Genomic DNA, 25687 nt, shown 5'->3' with positions numbered 1-25687 from the left:
TACTTAAAATAATTTTTTAGAACATCCTCACAGACTATGAACCTTATAAAGAAACTAGGAACACCTAGTGCAGCTTAGCAAAAATAATCCACTAGTCACTTATGATCTTTAAAGCCCTTAAATTTCCAAACGAACGGCTTAGCAAAATGTTGATTAAAGTAATCAATAAAATTGAGAATTTTTTGGGATAGTTCTTCAGTTGAACGGACAGTAATTCTTTTGAGTAAACGCCTGACTAAGATCGAAAACCAACACTCAATTTGATTAAGCCAAGATGTATGTTTGGGAATATAAACAAAGCGAATTCGATGAGATTCATCTGATAAAAAATCTGCTCTGCTGTCCATAGATTGCAAAATCCCCTCCTTTCCTTTTCTCCCCAAATCAATAGTAATTCCACAGCTTTCTGCTACTAATTTGACTAAGCTTTCCGATTTATGAGTGTTGAGTTGATCTACAATAAAAATTCATTCTGCTTTTTCATCAATCTTAATCGTTCTCTGGATATGTTCAGAAAAATCTTGTTCTGTTCTTGTCGGTCCAATAGAGGGACTAACAACTTTTCCTCTTGCCACATCCCAGTTCGCAATCAAGCTTAAAGTTCCGTGTCTTTCATATTTAAATTCGATTTTTTCTACTTGTTTAGGCTTGATTCTTTTGTTCGGAAATAATCTCTCAAGAGCTTGAATCCCTGTCATTTCATCTGTACTAATTAAATGAATTCCTTGTTCTAACAAAGTTTTAGCTTCTTGATGAAGTTCACAGATATATTTGACTTGCTTTTTAAATTTTAAGGGATCATCAATTTTGGCATTTAACCAGTAACGAACGAGATGTGGTTGTAATGTCGCTTCTTTTTAAAAAACGCCCTACACTACGGGGGGAAATCTTTTCGACAATTCCTCTTTTTATGGCTTCATCCGCCAACTCTGAAGGTGTCCAATGGCTCACTGGTCTGTCTGATTTTTCACATTCTTCACAAGCGATCGCTACAATCTGGACTACTTGTTCGACCGTAAAGGATTTTGTTGTTCCAGGTCTTGGGCGATCGCTTAAAATTCCTTTGATCAAGACCATTAATGCTTTCTCCGTTACCTGTTGTTCTTCGGCGGCACTCAGTTTTTCTCTCTCCTCAAACCATCGCGATCGCCACTGACGCACTTGTACTCGGTCTAATTCTAATCTTCGACTAATCGAACTATTGCTCTCTCCTGATGCTGCGGCTAAGATTAGCTTGGCTCGTCTAACAAGGCGATAGGGGTTTGTTGTCCCTCTCACTATTTGTTGGAGTACTGTTTTCTGTAGGTTGGAGAGGTTAATTGGCAATGCTTTTATCATGGACATCAACTTCGAGATTCTTCCGTTAGTTTCATTGAAACACATTGTCGTGGCTAGTCACGAAACTTTCTGTAAAAATCTGGTGGATTACTTTCGCCAAGCTGCACTAGCTTGAGTTTACTCAGTTTTGAGTAGATTTGAGAAGGTTAAATGTTGCACTTGACGTGAAAACTAAGCAGGGTTTCAGGGCCAATTTTTGGATAAAGTAAGCTTTCTCTGGAAATTGTGGGAATACTAACTATAGGAAATCAGCCCATATTATCTAGCTAGAGAAAGAAAGCTTATGACTCAATCTCAGCCTCCCTCCCTCCCTCCCCTGCCACCCCCTCCCATGCCACCGGTTAATGACTTCGACGAAGCCAATATAGACATGATGGAGATGCAAGGGATACCAGAAGTTGAAGGCAGCACCCAGTTTATGCCCGCTCCTGCTGTGATGACAGAGCCAAAAAGTCCGGCAGCAGTTGCCACAGCCCCCAAAACACCTGTGGAAACCCCCATGAACCCACCCATGCCGGCACCACCTCCCTTACCGGCAACCCCCCCCAGAAGTTTTGGTCGTTCTCCAGGAAAACCCACCTTAAACGAGTTAATTCATCATGCTTTTGAGGAAGGGTTTTCTGATGTTCACTTAGGAGTTGGGGAAAAACCCCGAATGCGCGATCGCGGGGAAATGACGATTTTGGAGTATCCAGAGATCGACGAAAATACCTTTATGAGTTGGTTAAGGGAAATTCTCAAAGAAGAAGAAATTCAACGCTTTAAACCCAGATTCCGCACTTCAAAATGTAGTATAAAAAAATACATAGTTTTAAAAAGTCCGAAAATCATACCTGGGCAAGAATATTTCTCTTTTCATTAAATTTTTAGGAAAAATAATCAAATTAAGAAGATTTATACTCATTGAAAACTTAGCAAGACTCAGCACAAACGAAGGAGAGTTTCCTCTTCTCATTTGATATCATTAGACTCTTATTCTTTTATTATTTTTGCTTTATCCAATTCAATTTATAGATAATATCTTTGACAAGATGCAGGTAATAAACTCAATATAAAACGCCTTTCTTCTGTTAAATTGACAATTTGTTTAACTCCGTTTAAAATCACATAATGAATACCTTGAAAACATTGAAATATCCACCTCAAAGTCGGACGCAATGTTACTTTCCCTACTTGATTATTTATTCCTTTTTTGACTCTTTTTAAACAATTTCTTAATTCTCTTTGCCCCAAGTTATAAATCAACAAACACAAAGACATTAAAAATAACATTGTTTCTATTCTTTCTGGTTTTTCAACGAAGAAACTATCAGTAAAAAATAAGGGATCTTTCAAAAATCGAAATCCTCTTTCCGTAGATTGCTGGTTTTTATAAGTTATCAGAATTTCACTAGCTTCTAATTTATTTTCCTCTACTAAGTTAGTTGCTAAAATAAATTTTCCTGCTTCTTTAGTCTTTCTACTTATCTCTTCATCTTTTTTGATGATCAGACTAATCATTTTATAAATCTTTTCCTTTTTTTTCGAGTAAGTTTCAATCAGTTCAACTTCTTTTATTTCCAACAATCTCAATTTTTTATTAATAGCTTTTAATTTATATCGAGCAGCTTGAGGATGTTCAAATTCTTCAGATTGTATTTCTTTAAGAAATTTTTGGGATTTCTTCTCTTCTTGGGAAAGTTGTTTTTCTAGTTTTTCCAAATCACTTTTCTGTCTTTTTTCACTCAAGACTATTAACCATGTTTGCTTGATTCCACCATAAGTAACAATTTCTTCTTTCCAGGTATAACTTTCTAAATTTAGGTCACTTCTTTTTTCTTATCTTCATCTTTTACTTCTTTCACCTCTATATTTTGCACTAATTCTTTTGCTTTTTTTATGGTCATTGGAACTCTCGTTATCCATTTTAAATGTTGGATTAGTTGGAGATTTTCTTGACCATATAAAGCACTATCACAAACCATGATACTATCAAACTTTATTTGCTTTTTGAATTCTACTAAAACTTTTCCAAATACAGCTTTATCAGATTCATTTCCATCTCCTACTCTCACAAATAATGGAATATCTCCATCTTGGCTTGTTATTAAATCCAAGACACATTGTTTTAAGTCTGGTCTATGATCCCGAGAATATCCTTTCTTAATAAAAATTGGTCTTTCTTTAATAATTTTTTCTTCTTCCTGTTTCTCTTTATCTTCTTCCCTTTTATATTCTCCATCTAAATGAAATGATGTGGAATCTAAATGGGAGTATTTAAGGTCTATTTTAATTTTTTTAATTACTTCTAAAACTACTTCAATAAAAATATCATTTAGTCCATATTTATATAATTCATCCATTACTCTCCCAATTTTATCATCATTAAGGTAATCAGGTTTAATTCTTTCTCCTAACAATTTCTCAATGGCTTTATCTTGAAAAAACTGACTGAATAAATATAGAGGTCTTGAAACAAATCCTAGTCCATTGATTAAAATAGACTTAACTACTGTACCTGCTGAGATTTTTTCTCTAACATCTATTCCTAATTTATTATTAATTATTTTGACTATTCCTATTTCATCAATTAAACCAGCTACTATCCCTAAATGGTCTAAATTTTTAACTTGTATTTCTTCTAAATAAGACATTTTTCGCTCTTTTTTTACAGAGGAAACAACTTAAGCAATTATCCCACTTTTTTGTCTTCAAGAGCTTAAGCAATTATACTTAATTATTAACCCCAGGCTTGTAGTATTTAATGCTACTTTTTGAAGTGCGGAATCTGGGTTTTAACTTAAAATCTGACAACAGACTGTTGGTTGGGGAAATCTGCGATCGCTCTGTTCAAACCCACTTCCTGTAAGGTGATTTCTGATAAAGGAGATCCCTTACGATCCCCCCTAACCCCCCTTAAAAAGGGGGGAATAATTGGAAAAGCAGGTATATTCAAGTGTGGAAATCACCTAAGGCTTCTGTGTTTGGCGATCGCAGATTTTGTGAGAAATTCGGGTATAGTTTGTTCTCTGCTTTAGTCACAGAGATAGTCATGACTTTTATGTTTTTATTAGTTATTATGGGTGCAACCGATCGCTTAGCCCCTGCTGGTTTTGGTCGAGTAGCCATTGGTTTAGCCTTAAGGTGATTTCCAAGAAAAAGTTTCCCACCCATTCTCAGAATCTGTTTGTAGAACATCTCAAATAAGCGAAAAGGGAAAAATAAAAAGTTGTTCGCGGATACTTTCCGCGAACAAAAACCTCCCTATCTAAAAGAAAGAAATACGCTAACTTTTAAATTAGCTTTGACTATTTTTAAAAAGGAAATTCACTTAATTTTACACTCTTATTAACTTTTTAGACTAACTGGGTCTAATCAAAATATCCCATTTAGGTAAGTGAGGATTACGTTCTAAACGTTTCTCAATTTCCTTCATCTCTTTTTTCGTTAAAGAAATGCCTTTTTGATAAACTTTTTTACTTAACTTAACTATCGGATTTAAGCCTTTCCATGTCATAGTTTTTACCGAAGCTAACATCGTTTGAGCATTTCTCAGAAGTGTTCCGTTCCAATGCCTCTCTAAAATTCCCCAACATCTTTCTATGGGATTATATTTACTGTGATAAGGAGGAAAATATAGTAATTGAATAGATTTCTTAGTTTGGTCGGCAAACTCTACCATTCTCTTCAAAAATTGCCTTCTTATTCCACTATTTTCTGCTCCATTATCAACTTTAATTTGGATGTTCTCTAGTTGCTGCTTTTCAGTTATACTCAGACTTGTCCACCATTGCTCCAAGTTATCTACCATGAAATCACTCGTTTTATAAGAACTTCCAAAAGTTACGTAAAGTTGCCCTGTATCTTCATCTACAATCCCACAAGGAACGTATTTTTCTTTAGTTCCCATATCATGATCTTGAGCTTGATTATAACCTCTGGTTTGTCCGCCACGTGAATATTCTCCTATTTCCACAGTTGCTTTACAATCCATACTTAAACGTTTCACAGAAGGGTCTTTTTTTCTATCTTTTTTCTCTATATTCTCGAAGATAGCGTCCGTCTCCGAGATTTTTTTTTAGGTTTAGCTTTTACCACTTTTCTTAATCGATAGCCCAAACGATTTAAAATATCTGCCATTGTCGAAGCAGCAGGAACCTCCCCTCCATTATATCCTAGATTTCTTAATTGTTTAATGGCTTCAGCCGCCGTTAATCTTGTATAGGCAATGGGGTTATTAAATGTGGGGTTTTGTTGTGCGTGAGCTTCGGCTATTTCTTTCAATGATTGGGCAACTATTGGGTATCTTTCCTCCCATTTTTTACATCCACTATTGACTGATTGTAATCCTAAACACACTATCCCAGTTCGTTTTTCATGTAATCCAAGTTGAACATTTTTTCTCCCCCAACCAAACACGATTTCGGTTTGTCTGGCACTTCCTCCACAATACTTGAGACACATTTCAGCTTGAAATGAACGACGCTCTGCTCCCGTCATTTTTGAGGCTGCTAAACGTAAATCATCGACTATCGACGGGGTTAAGGGATTATTTGTCTGTTTTAGCTTCAATTTACTCTCTCTAATCTTTTTACCTCTTCATTTTAATCTATTTCTTCTGTTTTTTCAGACAAGCCAATTATGAAATTTTAAAGTTGTGTACCAAGATCCGCTAACTCTCTGTTCCTTTTATTTCTTGAAAGCCTTTAGTCCAAGCGATTACCCTTATGGGAAAAGCTTTCTCGGAAATCACCCAAGTTGGCAGTCTAAAAAAGAAGACACTAGACTCAGACGCACTATTACGAGTCAAAGATGATGCTTTAGCAGTTAACCACAGACAAAAACGCATACCATTCAGCCAACTGACTTCGGTGATGGGTTGTTTAGCACTTCCAGCGGCAAAATGCTCCCCTGAATAGAGCAAGTCATCCTCATCCATGAAAAGTTGATACTCTGCACAGGTGATGTAGAAAGAATCAATATAAAGATTATCGTCCATAGTCGTTAAATTATTCAGTCGTCGTGATAATTTAACTTCTGCTACCAAGGTGGCAATTCCAGGGTCATTAGATTCTAACCCTTGTTCTAAAATGGTGTCTAATTGTTCTCTGGTTTCTGGGTCAACTTTTAAACTTTCTTGCTGACAGTCTAAAGCTAACACTAATGAGTGAACTGTTGGAGTTTCAATCCCTGCTTGGATCAAAGAAGTAGCATCGTTTTGGGCCGCATAGAGACGAATAGTTTCAGCCCACCAAGGATCTTGAAAGTTGTCAATTAAAATCGATTCTTGTTGCAATTCTTTAATTTGTGAGGCTGCGAGGTATTCTTGAAAACTTAAGTGGGCAAATTCATAGGTTTTGAGTTCTTTTTCCACTAATAAACCACTCACCTCTTTATTGGACTTTGGACAAAAAAAGTTTGTTAGCGTATATTTTACGCTAAACTAAAATCCCAAAATATCGGCTCTGTATCAGTCAATAAAATTGGCTGACAAATAGGGCTAATCTATAGATTCTGAGGAAAACTAAGGAGCTTTTAAGTTTTCAGTTGATTTTTTGCTCCCTTTCTTGATAACATCATGACGAGTTCGTGGGGCTTTTTTGTAACCTTTAATACGTCCGGAAGAAAAACCTCGACGTTTGGGAAATTTGGCGAAAGTCCCCAAGGTCGTAATTATTCTTGAAAAGTCTCTTTGAACTAGACTAGGGGTGATTTTGATGGATTTATTAGTCTTCAAATACTGTTCCCAATCACGGGGTAAAACCACAGCTAATTTTCTGGCAGGCCACAAATTTACATAAGAAAGAAGTGTTAGTTTAAACCAATTTTCTTCATGATGTACATCGGGAGTTAAATAAGATGTCATCAATAATCTTTGTTTACCAAATCGAAAAAGATGTTCCATGTCATAACGTTGTCGATAACACTGATAACAATCAACTAAACTTAACTCATCGCGCCGAGAACCAATAACAATAAGCCACATAGGTTTCCAAATACTATTTCTTTCTTGAGCTCTGACAACAATCTGGAGTAAAGTAAAGGGGTGATTGTTCATTTTATAGTTTTTAGTTCCTCTCATTAACATCTGTTTCCATCCCGAAATAGTCACTGTTAATTGACGACCTTTTTTCGTTGTAAAGGGAACATGATGAACTTCATCAGGTTCAGTCCAAGTTTGGTCATCTTTAAGGTCAAATTTATCCCCATACCAACGGGGATGTCCCGAAGTTTTGGCTTGATTTGGGTCCCGAATAAATTGACGATAAAAAACTCGGTCACTTCTAACTCTTGTAATAGTAACTACGTCTTCATGCTTAACTTGTTCCCCAATAAAATCCTTTTGGCTGTAGTCACTATCAGCCACTAAGGCAGATAATTTATCAGAAAATAAAGAACTTTGCCAGATTTTTTTTAGTTGTTGATTGCCTTGATTTACTCCTTTATGTTTAGAGGGGACTCGCTCTCCTGATAAGGGGACAGCCCAAGGGACTTTTTCTGTGTCTATTTGGTCAGGTAAAGCGCAGACAACGGAATAACAATGTCCAATATTAATGGGTTTATTTCCCTTAATTGGATTGGGGTAATGAATAAAGGTTTTATCCGCTAACGTTTCGGCAAACCGTCGTGGACAGGGAGTTGTGTCAATACCAAATAAGTTATAATGTTTTGAAGTGGGAGGAATTGTTCTCGATACCGCTGAAAATAAAGTCTCAATTCTCTGTTCATAATTAGGGTCAGTTTGAGTGGGTAAAAACTCTTGAATTCCTCTATATAAACTGTTATAATCTCTTCTAAATAAAGGATTGAGAGACAATTCAACGACTGAGTGAGCTTGTTGGTTACTGGAGAGGGCATCGAGTAATTCTATAATAGTTTCTTTTCTAGCTTTTAGTCCTTGGAAGAGGTTAGACCTCCACACCAGGAATTCCTCGACAGAAGTAGCCGTTTCATTTTTGGTCATTTTTAAAATTTATTACCTTATAAATTAGCGGAATATATACGCTAACATCAAAAGAGGTTGTTTGTTACAGTTAAGGCTAATGTCATAACATTCCGAACTTAAGACCAGTCAAGATGTCCACCTGAGAGCCAAACAAATTAAGAGTCTAATTCGCTCTCTTAAACAGAAAATAAAGAAAATTGAACGGGAAGGGGAAGTAGCACCAGCTAATTGTCATATTATTCGTTATCAGGTTAATCGAAAGGGAACAATCTACTGGTATTATAAACTACAGGCTGCTGAATCAATTTTTCCTATGGCCACTAATAATGAGAAAAAAACCAAATATAAATATTTAGGACGAGCCGGAAGTTCTGCTCATATTGATGCTGTAGAAAAACTCACTAGAAGAAATCTCATTGATGAATTAGAACGAGTCATTCAATCTCTAACTGAAAGCTACTTAGATATCTATATTGGAACCGAAACTGAATGAAGCTATTTAATATTTAAAATCCCCTAAAAAGATGGAAAGAGAGTTTTTAAAACCACCTTAATTCTCTATTTTAGCTCTGGAGATATGTTTAGCGTAAAATTTACGCTAACAATTGTTTTTTATCCAAAGTCCAATGCCCTAACATGATGACTATTGTACTTGTGCTTTCTTGGTTTGAAGAACACATTAAGCTTCCTACCCCTTCTGGTAGGATTTTTATGTTCTCTAATTTCACAACTCTTTTTTGCTCATTGTGATAAAACCTTTTTAATTTTTTCTTTAATTCTCTTTTAAAAGCTTTTATTTCTTCTTTAATCGAGTCTCCAGTTGAATTGCCACTACATTCCCTGAATGGTAAAAGAACCGTTAAGCTTAAGATTATTTCTTCTGGGTAAGCTAATACTTTTTCAAGTTCAATGGTAATTATTTTGCCAATAATTGCCAAAACTCTCCAATCTGCTAAGTTAATTTTTAACTTTCTGTGATTTCTCAGGGAAAAGATATTTTCCGCCAATTGATCTACTGCTATGACTTTAGTATCACGTTTATTTAGCTTTAACCATGCTATATCCTCAGATATAGACATTTGCTGTTGACGATACATACTAACAAGAGATGAATCCACTTCTAAAATATTCGGTAGCAAAGACATCCCACTTGGACCATTTTCTCCTATTTGATAAATTACTTTGAGTTCACTCGCACCTAGATCGGCACAAACATTCATCTGCATTGATGATGAATTATTCATCACTCCTCCATCTAAAATATATCAACAGTTCTTAGGTACACCCTAAACAACGATTTCAACTCGTCAGTGGTTTACGGGCTTACCTTCGTTAACTATCACCGCGTTAACTATGGGTATTTACGAAATATAAATCTTTTGGTCATTAGGGAGGGGGGAATGACCTTGAGTATTAACCTAGCGCATACATTTTTTTTTGTCAACTCTCTCTATTTTCTGAGAGCCATTCGTTGCTATCGCAACAGTAAGAAGTGAATCATCCATTTCCTGCTTAAATAACAATCTTTTACTGGGGAATACCCAGTTTTTTTTCTGGTTGAGTTGCCGTTGCAATCCTATGAACCGATAAGCAATACATTAACAATACATTTGTAACACAAGATTAAAGATTAGAGAAAATATCAACCCTTATTTGTACTGCTTATTGTACTGTTATTTTATCCTTTTTTTCCAGAAACTTCCAGAACATTCCCAACTTTTTCAAACATCCCCTTTTTTGTCACCATTATGCTTATAAACATATTACATTAAGTTTTTAGGGTAAAGAGAAATTAAGAATGAGCAAAAAACTTTTTCCAAGACGTTTCAAGAGTTCCTAAAACCTCATTTATCATCATTTATTAATATTTATAGCCATGAATTACCCGTTCATTTCAGGTTGAAAAAAAAAGGATCACACAAAGGAGTTTGTGCTAGATTAAAGTAACCAGGTTGAACCTATGTCAAAAATTTTTCGACCCCTCAAAAACTGCCTTATTTTTTTTCAAAAAATTATCGTTTCTGTTTCATGTTGAGCAACATTGTTAAAGGAAGTCATTTTTTTCAAGCCCTTCAGTACGCAAAGGACAAAAAACAATCTCTTGTCTTAATCAAAAAAGTTAGTGGGCGCACCGTCAAACAACAAGTTAATTCTTTTGAGCAAGTTTGGGACAAGAGAAGACGAGTACAACGTCCCATGTTCCACGTCAGTTTGTCACTCCATCACGACGACGTGGTTTCTGCTGTTACCTGGCGGAAGATCATTCGTCGTTACTTGAGGGAGATGGGTTATAAGAACTGTCCTTATATTGCTATTAGGCATAGCGATTGCCTACATGACCACGTGCATATCATTGCTTCAAGAATCACCCATGCTGGCGAGTTAGTTAGTGATTCATGGGATTATCTCAAATCTCAAAATGTTCTACGTCGCATCGAAGCTGACTTTGAGTTAACCCCCTGCCCTAGTTCTAATGAATGCTATGAGCGACCCCCCAAAATCTGGGAAATCCAGAAGAATCAACAAGAGCTAAGACGCTGGATGCAAAATATGGTGAGGGAAACCGCTATTCAATCCGCCAATTTACCCGAATTGGTCGCTAATTTAGCCCAAAAACAAATTAATGTGCATTTTACCCCTCAAGGATTACGTTATGAATGGAGAATAGATACATATTGGGATGAAAATGGGAATGCTCAACCTACGTCTTATACCGGCTCAACCTTGGGTAAAGTCTTTACTGAATACGGTTTAAAACGATATTTATTGTCACATCGCAGCGATAGCGAATTATTAAGCGCAACACTCTTTAGAGCAGAGGATACTGTGTTAAGTCCTTGGTTGACCCCTGACAAAGCTAAACGTCTTTACTATCAGTATTCTGCTCAAGCTGATAATTTGAGTCAAACAGCCCAGATAGCTGCTCAAGATGGTTGGAATTGGGACGCAATACGGTTTATGCTCTCTCAATCTCAATGGTTCGCTTATATCAAAAAGAAATTGGTTAGAGACTTGGCTTTAAAAGCTTTGAATGTGGCGATCTCCCTTGGCACAGATTACACGGACCCTGGCATGGACTACGAGAAAAATTACGTCCAAAAAGCTTTTGCTAATCATGGTTATAGGTCTTATTTACGGTCTATTGGTCTGTCAATTACTACTGCTACTACTGTTATCGAAACTCCTACGATAACTGAACTTCTCTTACAGCAGAAAACTAACGAGAAAGAAGAGAATATCATCCCCCAAAGTGATGAACAGCCAATTATTCCCAACCCTCAACATCAACCTCAAAGATCCACTATTTCTCAACCAGATAATGATTATTATTTCGGTCTAGGATAAATTATTTGTAGTCCTTATAACTATTTAGGCATTATTAAAAATGGAGGAGTGTGATGTCTTACTCTCAAAAAAATACCGACACCTTGGCTACCATCACCGAAGCACTGAGCCAACAAACCGTGGATCGGCTCAAACAACTCCTCCCACACCTGTCAACCAGTGAAAAACCAACTCGCAAAGCCGAAATCATTGCCCTAATTGAACAGCACTTACAGGGCAAAAAACTTCAGTCCTTATGGCAACAATTAGACTCCTTACAACAGGCGGCCGTTGCCGAAGTTGTACATTCAAAAGACTCTCAATTTGATGCCGGCCGTTTTCAAGCCAAATACGGAGCGTTGCCCAATTTCGGGTCTCGGAGTTCCTACGGCACTCAACAAACAACCTCTCCATTAGGATTGTTTCTCTATGGATATGTGATGCCTCTTGAACTTAAGCAACGTTTGCAGAAGTTAGTCCCCCCGCCAATATCGATGAAACTTAAGTCATCTAAAGATATTCCCCCAACCATTGAACAACGTTGGCAAGAATTTAATTACGATACCCGTAAACGTATCCAACGAGTCCAACAAATTCCTCTCGAACAGGGATTGAGAGAGCGAAGTGCCCCCCAGGAATTATTAGCTGTCCTGCGACTCATTGACGCAGGGAAGGTGTCAGTAAGCGAGAAAACCCGTTTACCTTCAGCCGCCACCCTCAAGGCCCTGACCCCGCTTCTGGAAGGGAGCGACTACTACACAGATATCCAGAAAAAAGACAACCCTCTTGCCTACCAAGAAATCGGGTCTCTTCGTGCCTTTGGCTGGGCCATGCTGGTTCAGGCTGGAGGGTTAGCTGAGTTGTCAGGGAAAAAACTCAAATTGACCAAGGCGGGTCAAAAAGCCCTAAGATATGCCCCAGAACAGACCCTGAAAACCCTCTGGAAAAAATGGCTGAAGACGAAAATCTTGGATGAATTTAGGCGGATTAATGCCATTAAAGGACAAACGGGAAAAGGTCAAAGAAGCATGACCGCCGTTGGTGGGCGACGAGAGGCTATTGCTGGGGCCCTCGGTGATTGTCCGGTCAATCAATGGGTTGAAGTCGATGAATTCTTCCGCTATATGCAAGGATCAGATTATGAGTTTGAAATCACCCGTAATCCCTGGAATCTTTACCTCTGTGACCCCCAATATGGCAGTTTAGGCTACGAAGGGTTTCATGACTGGAGTATGTTGCAGGGAAGGTATGTTCTCTGTTTGTTGTTTGAGTATGCAGCCACCTTGGGCATGGTGGATGTGGCTTATATTTCTCCGGTAGGAGCGAGGGACGATTATGACGACAATTGGGGGGTGGATGATTTGGAGTTCCTCAGTCGTTATGACGGCTTGATCTATTTCCGCTTAACGCCCTTGGGGGCCTACTGTTTGAACTTAGAAGCTGATTATACTCCAGCCCCGTTAGAAATACGCCCCGTTTTGCGGGTGTTACCCAATCGAGAAATTGTGGCGGTGTCAGATTCTCTAACTGCGGCCGATGTCCTCGCTTTGGAGATTTATGCACAAAAAGTGTCTGATGCGGTGTGGCGTTTAGACTTAACCACGTTACTAAAAGCGGTGGCTGAAGGTCGTTCGGTCGAAGAACTGGCCGAATTTTTAAAGGCACGCTCCTCAGAACCGTTACCTCAGACGGTTGAGCAATTTTTAGCTGACGTGCAATGGAGAAGTGGCAGTTTAAAGGATGTAGGGACTGGCCGGATAATTGAATGTAGTGACCCAGCTCTGGCGGCTTTGATTGCTAATGATTCCCGAACGAAAAAGTATTGTTTCTTGGCGGGGGAATCTCGTTTAGTGGTGCCGGTGGCATCAGAAACCAAGTTTCGCAATGCTTTACAGAAGTTAGGGTATAGTTTGCCTAAACTAAGTTAAGTTTTTAAAACGAAAGGGGAGATCCCCGCTTTCGTCATCATCGTTTGCTCATTTTAGAGATGTCCTACAATCCTGAAAACGCCCTCATCGTCCAAAGCGACCGCACCATCCTTCTCGAAGTCCATGCTCCTACCGCAGGAGCCGCCAGAGAAGCCATCGCCCCCTTCGCTGAACTGATTAAAAGTCCCGAACACGTTCACACTTACCGCCTCACTCCCTTAAGTATTTGGAATGCACGAGCGGCAGGATTAGGGGTTGAGCAGATGGTTAAAGCGCTGCAACAATACACCAAATATCCCCTGCCCTCATCGATCATTGAGGAAATTGAAACTTTAGGAAGGCGTTATGGACTGACTCGTCTCTTTAAGTCTGACGATGGCTTTTTCCTGATTCTCAAAGTGGCTGATGAAGCGTTAGCTGAATTACTACTGAGGGAAAAACCGATTGCTCCCTTGTTGGAGAAACGTCTTTCTCCTCTCTCTTTCCAAGTCCCAACCCAATTTCGGGGACTGCTCAAAAAAGCCCTCGTTGAAGTGGGCTATCCCGCCGAAGATTTAGCCGGATACGTCCAGGGAGATGCCCTGCCCCTGAAGTTGCGCTCAACGGCCCAAAGTGGTCAACCTTTTGTCTTGCGTCCCTATCAACTTGAAGCGGCTGATGTCTTCTATCAGTCGGGGCGTGTTCAAGGAGGAAGTGGTGTCATTTGTCTCCCCTGTGGGGCGGGTAAAACCATTGTTGGGATGGCCGCCATGGCCCAGGTGCAGGAAAATACCCTCATCCTCACCACTAGCTTAACGTCGGTACGCCAGTGGCGGCGGGAATTACTCGATAAAACCGAGCTACCAGAAGAGGTTATCGCCGAATATTCTGGAGAGATGAAAGCGACAGGACCGATAACTCTAGCTACCTATCAGATTCTCACTTATCGACCCCATAAAGACGCTGATTTTCCTCACTTTTCCCTGTTTCAAGCCCGTTCTTGGGGCTTAATTATCTATGATGAGGTTCACCTCCTCCCGGCTCCAGTTTTCCGCATTACGGCAGAACTACAGGCCAGACGGAGGTTAGGACTGACGGCCACCTTGATTCGGGAGGATGGGCGAGAAAGCGATGTTTTTGCCCTCATCGGACCGAAACGCTACGATGTTCCCTGGCGGGAGTTAGAAAGCCAGGGGTTCATTGCTCAAGCCATTTGTCGGGAGATTCGGGTTCCCCAAGACAGTGAAGAACAGATGCGCTACGCTGTTGCCCCCCGCCGCCAGCAATTCCGTGTGGCGGCCGAAAACCCGCGCAAACTAGAAGTCGTCAGACAACTGCTCATAGACGAGATAGGGCATAAAATCTTGGTCATTGGGGAATATATAGAGCAACTGAGGACTTTAGCCGAGTTGACCAAGTTTCCCCTCATCACTGGCAAAACCACCCAGAAGCAACGGGAAGTTCTCTACCAGAAATTTCGCTCTGGAGAAATAGACGGCTTAGTGTTGTCTAGGGTGGGGAATTTCGCCCTAGATTTACCCGATGCGGATGTGCTGATTCAGGTTTCTGGGAAATATGGCTCTCGACAGGAAGAAGCCCAACGCTTAGGACGGATTTTGCGCCCTAAATCTGATGGGAGAACCGCCAGATTTTACACCTTGGTTTCCGAGCGGACTTGTGAAGAGGATTTTGCCCGTCACCGACAGTTATTTTTAACTGAGCAAGGTTACGGCTATCAGATTAACTAGTGCAGCTTAGCAAAAATAATCCACCAGTCACTTATGATCTTTAAAGCCCTTAAATTTCCAAACGAACGGCTTAGCAAAATGTTGATTAAAGTAATCAATAAAATTGAGAATTTTTTGGGATAGTTCTTCAGTTGAACGGACAGTAATTCTTTTGAGTAAACGCCGGACTAAGATCGAAAACCAACACTCAATTTGATTAAGCCACGATGTATGTTTGGGAATATAAACAAAGCGAATTCGATGAGATTCATCTGATAAAAAATCTGCTCTGCTGTCCATAGATTGCAAAATCCCCTCCTTTCCTTTTCTCCCCAAATCAATAGTAATTCCACAGCTTTCTGCTACTAATTTGACTAAGCTTTCCGATTTATGAGTGTTGAGTTGATCTACAATAAAAATCCATTCTGCTTTTTCATCAATCTTAATCGTTCTCTGGATATGTTCAGAAAAATCTTGTTCTGTTCTTGTCGGTCCAATAGAGGGACTAACAACTTTTCCTCTTGCCACATCCCAGTTCGCAATCAAGCTTAAAGTTCCGTGTCTTTCATATTCAAATTCGATTTTTTCTACTTGTTTAGGCTTGATTCTTTTGTTCGGAAATAATCTCTCAAGAGCTTGAATCCCTGTCATTTCATCTGTACTAATTAAATGAATTCCTTGTTCTAACAAAGTTTTAGCTTCTTGATGAAGTTCACAGATATATTTGACTTGCTTTTTAAATTTTAAGGGATCATCAATTTTGGCATTTAACCAGTAACGAACGAGATGTGGTTGTAATGTCGCTTCTTTTTAAAAAACGCCCCACACTACGGGGGGAAATCTTTTCGACAATTCCTCTTTTTATGGCTTCATCCGCCAACTCTGAAGGTGTCCAATGGCTCACTGGTCTGTCTGATTTTTCACATTCTTCACAAGCGATCGCTACAATCTGGACTACTTGTTCGACCGTAAAGGATTTTGTTGTTCCAGGTCTTGGGCGATCGCTTAAAATTCCTTTGATCAAGACCATTAATGCTTTCTCCGTTACCTGTTGTTCTTCGGCGGCACTCAGTTTTTCTCTCTCCTCAAACCATCGCGATCGCCACTGACGCACTTGTACTCGGTCTAATTCTAATCTTCGACTAATCGAACTATTGCTCTCTCCTGATGCTGCGGCTAAGATTAGCTTGGCTCGTCTAACAAGGCGATAGGGGTTTGTTGTCCCTCTCACTATTTGTTGGAGTACTGTTTTCTGTAGGTTGGAGAGGTTAATTGGCAATGCTTTTATCATGGACATCAACTTCGAGATTCTTCCGTTAGTTTCATTGAAACACATTGTCGTGGCTAGTCACGAAAGTTTCTGTAAAAATCTGGTGGATTACTTTCGCCAAGCTGCACTAGTTACCTAGAATTTTGTCCAGTTCGTCTTTTGGGTTCAAACCAGTATCTCTGCAACGCTGTTCAAATTGCTCCCTGTTCGGTAGGGGAACTTCTAACCGTTTCTTGATTGCTAGGGGTTCACCTTTGATGGTGGCCTCTATCGCTTTTTGGGTAATCCTTTTGTCCAATTTTACTTTTATTCATTCAGGTAACTCCTTAATCAAAGTTAACGATATATAAGGATTTTTAGATGACCATTCCTTCTCATTCACTCATCTCAATCTCTTCTCTAGAATGAGCGACAAGAGAAAATACCTTGATATACAAGGGCTTCAGTCCTCTTTTAATCAGAGCGATCGCACCATAACCCCTAGTAAAATATGAAAGTACCATGACTAACCACCAATTAACTCTACTCAATATCCCTACCCATACCCATACCTCCCAACATGATCTAGAAAATGAGGATGCTTGTGATCATAAGTGGGTTCCTAGCACGGGGAAGTATGGACTATTTGCTTGGAGATGCCAAAAATGTTGGGAACGGAAGGAAGCCGATCCATTTAAAGACCATAACTACATTGTCAAATCAGCGCAATCTGCTAAACGAGTCTACCAAGATTACTACTTGCATTATGAGCGATCGCACACCAACAAGGATAAAAAACGATTCTTAAGCGCAGCCACGGATCGTTATTGGAAAGCTCGGATCGAGTTCTTGCGAGTCGTCATAGATCAGCCATTGACAATGGGAGACTTTGAACGGCAAAATCCTTGCCCCCCTGAATTGTTACCCGTCTATGAGATTTTAACCCAGAAATCACCCCTTAATGAATGGGGGCGGAAAAGTGAGACAGAAGTGATAGACACTTCTGAAAACTGTACTAGTGCAGCTTGGCGAAAGTAATCCACCAGATTTTTACAGAAACTTTCGTGACTAGCCACGACAATGTGTTTCAATGAAACTTAGGAGTTTCGCATTGACAAAAGAGCGTAAATATGCAGATGATGTTTTCAGGTGATCGCTAATGAAGGAGAAAAATCATAAGACTTCGGAGTAAACCATCAACAGCCCAATGTAATCTAGATCAATATACATACTTCTTGCTCTCAGAGCCAAAATACACAGGTTGCTGCCGTTTAGCTGAGATTTTAGAAATTTCTCGTCATAGCACCAATAGATTCTTACTAAGAGAGCAATATGAACCAATAGATTTATTTAGAGAAGTTCAAGGAAACCTTAATTTGATTGGAGGAGTGTTAAGTGGGGATGATACCGTTATTGAAAAACACTACTCTCAAGTAGGAAAAGCTCATTTAATCAACTATTATTGGTCAGGAAAACATCAAAAAGCCATCAAAGGAATTAACTTAATTACTTTGTATTATACTGACTATGATGGAAAATCAATGCCTATTAATTATCGCCTTTATGATCCTCTAGATAATAAAACAAAAAATGATTACTTAAGAGAGATGATCGTAGAAGTAATCAAGTGGGGGGTAAAACCTTCTACTATAACGACAGACTGTTGGTATTCTTCTAAAGAGAATTTAAGATTTTTTAGAGATAAAGAACTGGATTTTCAAGTAGGAATAGCCAAAAATAGACAAGTAAAAGTAGAAGGAGGTAAATATCAAAGAGTAGAGGAGTTGGAAATTCCTAATAATGGATTGATAGTAATTATCAAAGAATTCGGAAAAGTAAAAATATTTAAGAGGACTTTTAAACACGGAAGTTGTCGTTATTATGCTACTTTTCTATATGATGAATCTAAACTTATGGATTGGAAGCGCGATGATTTTAGAGAGTTACAAACTATTCATTGGGGAATAGAATGCTATCATAGAGCTTTAAAACAATTGTGTGGATTATCTAAGTTTCAAGTAAGAACGACAAAAGCTATTGTTACTCATATTTTCTGTTCTTTAAGAGCATTTTGTCAATTGGAACTGATGAGAATTAAAGCAACTATAGAGTCTTGGTATTCTCTCCAAAGAGAGCTTTCTTTAAAAGTGGCACGGGAGTTTATTTTAGAACAATTATCTCCCACTAATTCTTTGACAGCATAATTTTTATTTTCTGTCAATGCGAAACTTCTAATTATCCCTAAATCGAAAGGTGGAAAGGATGAGTTCAACAATCTACAAGCTCTACATCGTCACTGTCATGATGTCAAAAGCAAAAATGATTATCTCTATGATTGGCTAGATAATGGCTATGAATGGAAAGACGACGTATTAACAGTACCCATGACAAGGGACTAATTGCCGAGAGCCGTATGAGGTGAAAGTCTCACGTACGCTTCGGACTGGGAGGAGAGGTAAGTGATTACCTTTTCGACCCCTAATCTTGTCCTGTAGCAACTGTTTGCCCTCCTTCTTGCCTAATTTCTAGAATCTCAACGGTAAAGCCTTCCTTAACCAATTTGGAGTTTAATCCCGTAATCACTAATAAGGGTTGCAGTCGCTCTAAGTCTCTAAGAATACTCTGGGTTGAACCAAAGTTTCCTCTAATGGTTAGGTCAAATTTCTGACGTTTTAGGCGATCATTCACCCCTTCTCCTAAAGAACTATCTCTCACCACTGTTATAGTTCCATTAGGTTTAAAACTAACTAATTCTGCTTGGTGTTTTTCTACCACTTGATTAATATCAAGTAGTATGGTTTTCAAGCTTTCCTCGCTAGAAAACAAGGATAATACGTCACGTCTTAGGGATTCTGACTGCCTCAATTTTTGCTCAGCTTCTAACATTTTTTTGCTGAGTTCCCCTGATTCTTGCTGTGCCAGTTCTCCCTGTTTTTGAGCTTCGGTGGCTTTGAGTTCATTATAGTTATCGTAAGCCGGCTTAACAAAACTTAAGCCAACATATATCGACCCCACCAATCCCAATACTCCTAAACAAGCCCCAATGATTCGTGGGGTGAAAGTAATGCCGAATGCAGTGGGATAACTACTACCAAGTTCCTCAAAATCGGTATCGGTTTCTGTTGAATTAAATTCTTCTGAAAAGGTCATGGTTTAAGCACTCCTTTATTTTCCAGGGTTCTAATACGATTGACAAGGCCGGCCGCACCACTACGAGCAAAGTCTTGTAATAACTCTGACGAGGGGCGATCGCTAATAGCAGTGGTGATAGTATATTTAACCCCTTGAGGAAATTCTATTTCTAGATTTTCGGGGGTATTTTCGGTTTCTATGGGAAAGTCCTGTAAACTAGTGCAGCTTGGCGAAAGTAATCCACCAGATTTTTACAGAAACTTTCGTGACTAGCCACGACAATGTGTTTCAATGAAACTAACGGAAGAATCTCGAAGTTGATGTCCATGATAAAAGCATTGCCAATTAACCTCTCCAACCTACAGAAAACAGTACTCCAACAAATAGTGAGAGGGACAACAAACCCCTATCGCCTTGTTAGACGAGCCAAGCTAATCTTAGCCGCAGCATCAGGAGAGAGCAATAGTTCGATTAGTCGAAGATTAGAATTAGACCGAGTACAGGTGCGTCAGTGGCGATCGCGATGGTTTGAGGAGAGAGAAAAACTGAGTGCCGCCGAAGAACAACAGGTAACGGAGAAAGCATTAATGGTCTTGATCAAAGGAATTTTAAGCGATCGCCCAAGACCTGGAACAACAAAATCCTTTACGGTCGAACAAGTAGTCCAGATTGTAGAGATCGCTTGTGAAGAATGTGAAAAATCAGACAGACCAGTGAGCCATTGGACACCTTCAGAGTTGGCGGATGAAGCCATAAAAAGAGGAATTGTCGAAAAGATTTCCCCCCGTAGTGTGGGGCGTTTTTTAAAAAGAAGCGACATTACAACCACATCTCGTTCGTTACTGGTTAAATGCCAAAATTGATGATCCCTTAAAATTTAAAAAGCAAGTCAAATATATCTGTGAACTTCATCAAGAAGCTAAAACTTTGTTAGAACAAGGAATTCATTTAATTAGTACAGATGAAATGACAGGGATTCAAGCTCTTGAGAGATTATTTCCGAACAAAAGAATCAAGCCTAAACAAGTAGAAAAAATCGAATTTGAATATGAAAGACACGGAACTTTAAGCTTGATTGCGAACTGGGATGTGGCAAGAGGAAAAGTTGTTAGTCCCTCTATTGGACCGACAAGAACAGAACAAGATTTTTCTGAACATATCCAGAGAACGATTAAGATTGATGAAAAAGCAGAATGGATTTTTATTGTAGATAAACTCAACACTCATAAATCGGAAAGCTTAGTCAAATTAGTAGCAGAAAGCTGTGGAATTACTATTGATTTGGGGAGAAAAGGAAAGGAGGGGATTTTGCAATCTATGGAGAGCAGAGCAGATTTTTTATCAGATGAATCTCATCGAATTCGCTTTGTTTATATTCCCAAACATACATCAGGGTTAGGGGTTGGTATTGGGTTTGGTTTACAAGAAATTACTAGAAATCTTGTCAGTGGGTTAACTTTATTGGGAGAAAGTAAGTTAAAAGTTGGAGATTTAATTGAATTTCAAGGTCACTTGGGATATATTCAAGAAATATCATTAAGATCAACAGTTATTAAAACATTTGAAGGATCTCAATTAGTGATTCCTAACACAGATTTAACCAGTCAACCAGTAGAAAATTGGAACTATGAAAACTGTCAGGGAAGAATAGAAATATCTATTGGGGTTGCTTACAATAGTGACTTATTATTGGTAACAGAATTATTATTAGAAGCAGCTTTTTTAGAACAAGAAGTATTACCCAATCCCTCTCCAAAAGTTGTCTTTGTTGAGTATGGAGATAACGCTTTAATTTTTGAGTTATGGGTTTGGGTTGCTAATATTGAAAATCGCAAGTTTATTAAAAGTTCTCTCAACTTTATTATTGAATATAAATTTCGTCAAGGTGGTATCTCTATTCCTTTTCCTCAACGGGAATTATGGGTTAAAAATGTTGAATCATTACAGTTAAATACCCTGCAAAATATACCTGATAAATCTCCTATTTCTCACCATATAACATTGAAAGATTCCTTGAAAAGTTTTCCCTGTTTTCAACATTTAGACGAACTAGAATTAAGAAAGTTAATTGAAGCAGGTAGTCGTCGTCATCTCAAAAAAGATGAAATCTTCATTAACAGAGGAGAATATGATAGTCATTTTTGTATTGTTTTATTGGGACAAATACAAGCTATTTATGAAACTAAAAAAGTTAGTCGTCTTTTATTTACTTTTAATCAAGGAGATTATTTCGGAGAGTTACCTTTACTATTAGAAATTCCCTATCCTACTACTATGAGCGCATCAGAAGATACCCAGTTATTTTTACTAGGAAAAACTTGTTTTCAAAATCTTCTTGATCAATATCCTTATTTAGAAAAAGAAATCGCCACAGAATTAGTAAAACGTCAAGAAGCTTTAGAAGAACATCAAAATAGTTTGAAAGAAATGGGTTTAATTGATGATGAATATCTGAAAAATCCTGTTGTTTGGATTCGTAAAAGATTAAGTCAAATTTTTAATTTATCATAGTTTATAATTTTTACCAATATTTTGCTAAAACTATAATATCATTAACAATAGTCTAAAAATGAAACAATTATCTTCTCTGTCTTCAGCACAATTATCTAACTGGTTAATGGAAGCTTCTCAAGAAGCAAAAAAAGGAAAATTAGCCGATTATATTCCTCTATTACAACGAACTGATTCTAGTTTATTATTTATTTGTGTTGTTACTAAAAATAATATTTTTTTAACTCAAGGAGATAGTAAAATTACTTTTTCTTTGATGAGTATCATTAAACCTTTTTTGTTACTTTATTTATTATCAGAGTTAGGAGATAATTTTATTTTTACTAAAGTGGGATCTGAACACTCTAATTATCCTTTTAATTCTCTAGATCAATTACAATTAGATCAGGGATTTCCTCGGAATCCTATGATCAATAGTGGTGCATTAACCCTAGCTTCTTTACTCCCTGGAAAGGACAGTCATACCAGATTAAATAACTTACAAGAATGGTTAAACAAACAAAGTAACGCTAATCTATTTTTAGACAAATTAATGTTAAAATCCGTTGAGTCTTTACCCAATCTTCGTAATCAATCTATCATTGATAACTTAACCCAAAGAAAACATCTAAAAGAGCCAGAAATAACCTTAGATACTTATAACAAAATTTGCTGTCTTTCTGCAACAATTATTGATTTAGCTAAGTTAGGATTATTATTAGTTAATTCCCCGAATATATCCTCAAAAAATGTCTCAATTGTCACAGAAATAATGACTACTTGTGGACTCTATGAAGCATCAGAAAACTTTGCTAAAAAGATTGGATTTCCCAGTAAATCAGGGGTGAGTGGTGCTATACTATCTATAGTACCCAAAGAGGGAGCGATCGCCTGTTATAGTCCTCCCCTGGATGCACAAGGAAACTCCTTGGGTGGTTTGTATATGCTCCAAAAAATTGCTAATTATTTAAACTAGAAGAAATGACTTCAGTTTACCATCGATAATTGTTGAATTTTATTAGCATTTTCTAGAAGAATTTGAGGGTTAGCTTGTTGGGGAGAAACAACATTAATTTTACCCTGTGCCTCCATCATTATGTTAGGATTAATTAAAAAGTTACGACCAGATTCAACTGTACTTAAGTTACTGTTCCAAATATTAGCTAACTTTTCTCTAATGGTCTCAAATTCTTTTATATCTTCAAAATTAACTAAAGTATAATAACGTGGTAATCCTTCAGTAATGACTTCTATAGCATAAACATCAAATTGAATTTGTGGACTTTGAGGAAATTTGACTAATTTTCCGGTTAATTTTGTGTCTATATTGTGTTTGTCAACTAATCTATCCACGGTTTTAAGAGGATTTTCAGTATTTAAAGTTAAGTTTAAATGGGTGGGATATCCTGGCCAGGGTTGTATCTTGTAACTCAGATCAATTAAATATCCTCGATATAAATCTTTAGTAAGTTCTATATTTTTAACATAAATAGGTAATACTTTATCTTTATATTCTACAACTAAAATTTTACCCTCATTATTGACAAAGTGAACCTTGAAAATAGCATGATTTCTATACTTTAATTCTTCGGGGATATCCGCTTGATACTCATAACCTTTATATCCTGCTAACCCTTGCCAAGATTCCGTGACAACAGCAGACTGAACAACAATATGGGGTTGAGGACTAGGATTTTTAATTAATTTTCCTTGTAAACAAACTTGATCATGTCTCCCAACTTGCTTTAAAGTTTCCTGAGTTTGCTTATTACCAGGAATGACAGAAAAGTGTTGAAAGTCAAAAAAGTTATCAGGATCACGAACTGCAAAAACAAAGATATTTTCTTCAGGAACTGTACCATGAATTTCCCCTAACAATCCTGTATTTTCTAATTCATCACTTAAGTTAGATAAGTTAACTCCTTGATATACTTCTGGATGATAAACACAAGATTCTGGAACGGATAACGCAGGGGAAACCAGGGTAATAATTCCAGTTATGATAGTAACTATTATTAAGAGTAATCGACTTTGATAACCTTTAATCATTTAGACAAAATAGAAAAGCACAATGCACATTATAGCAATTCTCATACTTGTGAGGTACACAGTTTTCTAGTTTTAGGAGTTCGGAGTTCGGAGTTCGGAGTTCGGAGTTCCGAGTTAGATGTTAGGTGTACCTCACTCGTTGCGAGAAACGCCATATAACAATCTTCCTAAAAAGATGTTTAAAACTGCTATAATTTGAGCGTTTATTTATCAATTATTTTTAGTATCATGAAATTATCTACATCCCATTTAATCAAGTCTTCACTTTTCGCCGTTAGCGTAGGGTTGATGGCTTCTGTATTTCCTAGTTCAACTTTTGCCTTTACCGTGACAGGTAGGGCCATCCCTGGACTTATTCAAGGTTTAAGTGCTGAAGAAAACTTTGCCGCCGAAGGTTTCACCTTAATTGCTGAATCAGAAAAAGAAGTTACGCAAACATAACCAATAACTCCGTCCCTTGAGAACTGCTATAAGATCAAAGAAGCGAGAAAAATAATACATAGATAATATGAGTCAAACCATTACACCATCTCAAACCCAGAACAGTTTAGCCCCCAATGTGATCACTGATATTACACCGGAGGGGAATTGGTTCTCAGACTTTTCTCAAGAAACCCTAGCCATGACGAAACGTCTGTTCATTCAACTACAACGCCGTCCCTCAACCTTTATGGCCGGTATTATTCAGCCGTTTATGTGGTTAATATTATTTGGGGCTTTATTTTACAACGCCCCTCAAGGGTTATTTGGGGATGATCTCAACTATGCTAAGTTTCTCTCCCCTGGTATTATTGTTTTCACCGCATTTTCAGGGGCATTAAATGCCGGACTACCGGTTATGTTTGATAGAGAGTTTGGCTTTCTCAACCGCTTACTGGTTGCGCCGTTAGCCTCTCGTTATTCCATAGTGGCTGCTTCTACCCTCTATATTATTAGCCTCAGTATCATCCAAACCGCCGTTATTGTTGGGGCCAGTGCTATGTTAGGAGGAGGTTTACCCGGTTTAGCTGGTTTAGGAGCGATCGCCTTAATTGTCTTTTTAATCGTTGCTGGAGTAACAGGATTAAGTTTAGGGTTAGCTTTTGCCCTGCCGGGGCATATCGAACTCATAGCAGTCATTTTTGTCACCAACTTACCCCTATTGTTTGCTAGTACCGCCCTTGCACCTCTATCTTTTATGGCAGGATGGTTACAAGTTGTGGCGAGTTTGAACCCTTTAACCTACGCCATTGAACCAATTCGTTATATTTACCTCAATGGGCAATGGTCTTTAGGAAGTATTGTCCTGGAAACCCCTTGGCTGGATATTAATTTTCTTGGGGTTTTACTACTATTAGTAGGGTTTGATGCCTTAATTTTATTAACTATTCAACCCTTATTACGCCGTCGTTTTGCTTGATTTTCAAACCTTGTAGGGGTCAACGGCCGTTGACCCCTACGTTGGGAAACTGGTATCCTAAACTTTCAATAAAAATATAGTCAAGTATAGTCATTCATGTTAATATATAGACATGAAACTTTCAGACTATGCAAAAAAAGCAGGAAT

At 38.1% G+C, this 25687-nt stretch carries 20 protein-coding genes and 5 pseudogenes; 14 read left to right on the top strand and 11 right to left on the bottom strand.

Going from position 1 to position 25687, the window contains the following annotated elements; translation table 11 throughout:
* Positions 1-95: 95 nt before the first annotated feature.
* Together CWATDRAFT_RS39130 and CWATDRAFT_RS00690 are read right to left on the bottom strand one after the other, a co-directional pair.
* Positions 96-737 (bottom strand): annotated as a pseudogene (locus CWATDRAFT_RS39130) (transposase).
* A 64-nt stretch (positions 738-801) separates the two neighbouring features.
* On the bottom strand, positions 802-1383 hold the full coding sequence (locus tag CWATDRAFT_RS00690) for a helix-turn-helix domain-containing protein (protein WP_007303150.1): 582 nt from the start codon (positions 1381-1383) through the stop codon (positions 802-804).
* A gap of 238 nt (positions 1384-1621) precedes the next feature.
* On the opposite strand from CWATDRAFT_RS00690, the pseudogene CWATDRAFT_RS00685 reads away from it, so the two are divergent.
* Positions 1622-2104, top strand: a pseudogene (locus CWATDRAFT_RS00685) (type IV pili twitching motility protein PilT); the annotation flags it as partial.
* 242 nt (positions 2105-2346) lie between these two features.
* Here the strand turns inward: CWATDRAFT_RS00685 and CWATDRAFT_RS31445 are convergent.
* A pseudogene (locus CWATDRAFT_RS31445) lies at positions 2347-3971 on the bottom strand (IS1634-like element ISCwa1 family transposase).
* A 359-nt stretch (positions 3972-4330) separates the two neighbouring features.
* Here CWATDRAFT_RS31445 and CWATDRAFT_RS32540 point away from each other — a divergent pair.
* Positions 4331-4459 (top strand): annotated as a pseudogene (locus CWATDRAFT_RS32540) (aquaporin Z); the annotation flags it as partial.
* 219 nt (positions 4460-4678) lie between these two features.
* On the opposite strand, the pseudogene CWATDRAFT_RS39125 reads toward CWATDRAFT_RS32540, so the two are convergent.
* The 3 genes and pseudogenes from CWATDRAFT_RS39125 to CWATDRAFT_RS00650 form a co-directional block, all read right to left on the bottom strand.
* Positions 4679-5781: pseudogene (locus CWATDRAFT_RS39125) on the bottom strand (ISAzo13 family transposase).
* A gap of 208 nt (positions 5782-5989) precedes the next feature.
* The gene (locus tag CWATDRAFT_RS00655) at positions 5990-6706 is read right to left on the bottom strand and encodes an NACHT domain-containing protein (protein WP_007303157.1); all 717 of its coding nucleotides are present in this window, start codon (positions 6704-6706) and stop codon (positions 5990-5992) included.
* Between the two features lie 135 nt (positions 6707-6841).
* Entirely contained in the window at positions 6842-8281 is a 1440-nt protein-coding gene (locus tag CWATDRAFT_RS00650; RefSeq protein WP_007303156.1) for an NF041680 family putative transposase, read from the bottom strand.
* Positions 8282-8402: 121 nt separating this feature from the next.
* Here CWATDRAFT_RS00650 and CWATDRAFT_RS32215 point away from each other — a divergent pair, with 121 nt between their 5' ends.
* Positions 8403-8756 (top strand): hypothetical protein, encoded by a 354-nt coding sequence (locus CWATDRAFT_RS32215; RefSeq protein ID WP_042711057.1) that lies wholly within the window; start codon positions 8403-8405, stop codon positions 8754-8756.
* Positions 8757-8856: 100 nt separating this feature from the next.
* Here CWATDRAFT_RS32215 and CWATDRAFT_RS00640 read toward each other — a convergent pair whose 3' ends face one another.
* Positions 8857-9507 carry an acetate and sugar kinases/Hsc70/actin family protein gene (locus tag CWATDRAFT_RS00640; protein WP_007303155.1) on the bottom strand — a complete coding sequence of 217 codons (651 nt, stop codon included), beginning with the start codon at positions 9505-9507 and terminating at the stop codon, positions 8857-8859.
* Between the two features lie 784 nt (positions 9508-10291).
* Between CWATDRAFT_RS00640 and CWATDRAFT_RS00635 the strand changes: the two genes are divergently transcribed.
* Genes CWATDRAFT_RS00635 through CWATDRAFT_RS00625 form a run of 3 tightly spaced genes read left to right on the top strand, consistent with a single transcriptional unit; the run spans position 10292 to position 15242 of the window.
* Positions 10292-11608, top strand: coding sequence for a relaxase/mobilization nuclease domain-containing protein (locus CWATDRAFT_RS00635; protein ID WP_007303154.1), 1317 nt, complete (start codon positions 10292-10294; stop codon positions 11606-11608).
* A gap of 53 nt (positions 11609-11661) precedes the next feature.
* Complete coding sequence (locus CWATDRAFT_RS00630) at positions 11662-13515, top strand: helicase-associated domain-containing protein (RefSeq protein ID WP_007303153.1); 1854 nt, start codon at positions 11662-11664, stop codon at positions 13513-13515.
* Between the two features lie 59 nt (positions 13516-13574).
* Positions 13575-15242, top strand: a complete 1668-nt coding sequence (locus tag CWATDRAFT_RS00625) for a DNA repair helicase XPB (protein WP_007303152.1) — start codon at positions 13575-13577, stop codon at positions 15240-15242.
* A 27-nt stretch (positions 15243-15269) separates the two neighbouring features.
* Here CWATDRAFT_RS00625 and CWATDRAFT_RS00620 read toward each other — a convergent pair whose 3' ends face one another.
* Together CWATDRAFT_RS00620 and CWATDRAFT_RS00615 are read right to left on the bottom strand one after the other, a co-directional pair.
* On the bottom strand, positions 15270-15911 hold the full coding sequence (locus CWATDRAFT_RS00620; protein WP_007303151.1) for a transposase: 642 nt from the start codon (positions 15909-15911) through the stop codon (positions 15270-15272).
* 64 nt (positions 15912-15975) lie between these two features.
* Positions 15976-16557: a helix-turn-helix domain-containing protein gene (locus CWATDRAFT_RS00615; RefSeq protein WP_007303150.1), complete on the bottom strand. Its 582-nt coding sequence runs from the start codon at positions 16555-16557 to the stop codon at positions 15976-15978.
* Between the two features lie 435 nt (positions 16558-16992).
* Between CWATDRAFT_RS00615 and CWATDRAFT_RS35320 the strand changes: the two genes are divergently transcribed.
* The 3 genes from CWATDRAFT_RS35320 to CWATDRAFT_RS40905 all read left to right on the top strand — a co-directional run bounded on the left by CWATDRAFT_RS35320 (position 16993) and on the right by CWATDRAFT_RS40905 (position 18869).
* On the top strand, positions 16993-17508 hold the full coding sequence (locus tag CWATDRAFT_RS35320) for a hypothetical protein (protein ID WP_007303149.1): 516 nt from the start codon (positions 16993-16995) through the stop codon (positions 17506-17508).
* A 137-nt stretch (positions 17509-17645) separates the two neighbouring features.
* A complete protein-coding gene (locus CWATDRAFT_RS00605; protein ID WP_071892098.1) occupies positions 17646-18674 on the top strand; it encodes an IS701 family transposase in 1029 nt (342 codons plus the stop codon).
* A gap of 30 nt (positions 18675-18704) precedes the next feature.
* Positions 18705-18869 carry an HNH endonuclease gene (locus CWATDRAFT_RS40905; protein ID WP_326997392.1) on the top strand — a complete coding sequence of 55 codons (165 nt, stop codon included), beginning with the start codon at positions 18705-18707 and terminating at the stop codon, positions 18867-18869.
* Between the two features lie 79 nt (positions 18870-18948).
* Here the strand turns inward: CWATDRAFT_RS40905 and CWATDRAFT_RS00600 are convergent, their stop codons facing one another.
* Positions 18949-19620, bottom strand: a complete 672-nt coding sequence (locus CWATDRAFT_RS00600) for a hypothetical protein (protein WP_007303147.1) — start codon at positions 19618-19620, stop codon at positions 18949-18951.
* Between the two features lie 263 nt (positions 19621-19883).
* Here CWATDRAFT_RS00600 and CWATDRAFT_RS00595 point away from each other — a divergent pair, with 263 nt between their 5' ends.
* The 3 genes from CWATDRAFT_RS00595 to CWATDRAFT_RS00585 all read left to right on the top strand — a co-directional run bounded on the left by CWATDRAFT_RS00595 (position 19884) and on the right by CWATDRAFT_RS00585 (position 23068).
* A complete protein-coding gene (locus CWATDRAFT_RS00595) occupies positions 19884-20465 on the top strand; it encodes a helix-turn-helix domain-containing protein (protein ID WP_007303067.1) in 582 nt (193 codons plus the stop codon).
* 64 nt (positions 20466-20529) lie between these two features.
* On the top strand, positions 20530-22113 hold the full coding sequence (locus CWATDRAFT_RS00590) for a mechanosensitive ion channel domain-containing protein (protein ID WP_007303146.1): 1584 nt from the start codon (positions 20530-20532) through the stop codon (positions 22111-22113).
* 58 nt (positions 22114-22171) lie between these two features.
* On the top strand, positions 22172-23068 hold the full coding sequence (locus tag CWATDRAFT_RS00585; RefSeq protein ID WP_007303145.1) for a glutaminase: 897 nt from the start codon (positions 22172-22174) through the stop codon (positions 23066-23068).
* Between the two features lie 11 nt (positions 23069-23079).
* On the opposite strand, the gene CWATDRAFT_RS00580 is transcribed toward CWATDRAFT_RS00585, so the two are convergent.
* The gene (locus CWATDRAFT_RS00580) at positions 23080-24141 is read right to left on the bottom strand and encodes a hypothetical protein (RefSeq protein ID WP_007303144.1); all 1062 of its coding nucleotides are present in this window, start codon (positions 24139-24141) and stop codon (positions 23080-23082) included.
* A 285-nt stretch (positions 24142-24426) separates the two neighbouring features.
* Between CWATDRAFT_RS00580 and CWATDRAFT_RS36820 the strand changes: the two genes are divergently transcribed.
* Both CWATDRAFT_RS36820 and CWATDRAFT_RS00575 read left to right on the top strand, forming a co-directional pair.
* A complete protein-coding gene (locus tag CWATDRAFT_RS36820; protein WP_157134021.1) occupies positions 24427-24582 on the top strand; it encodes a hypothetical protein in 156 nt (51 codons plus the stop codon).
* Between the two features lie 67 nt (positions 24583-24649).
* Positions 24650-25540: an ABC transporter permease gene (locus CWATDRAFT_RS00575; protein ID WP_007303142.1), complete on the top strand. Its 891-nt coding sequence runs from the start codon at positions 24650-24652 to the stop codon at positions 25538-25540.
* Positions 25541-25687: the final 147 nt, after the last annotated feature.

It is taken from the genome of Crocosphaera watsonii WH 8501 (assembly GCF_000167195.1).
Classification (GTDB): Bacteria; Cyanobacteriota; Cyanobacteriia; order Cyanobacteriales; family Microcystaceae; genus Crocosphaera; species Crocosphaera watsonii.
The sequence above is the reverse complement of the archived record's forward strand: the minus strand, read 5'-3'. Positions and strand labels throughout refer to the sequence as shown.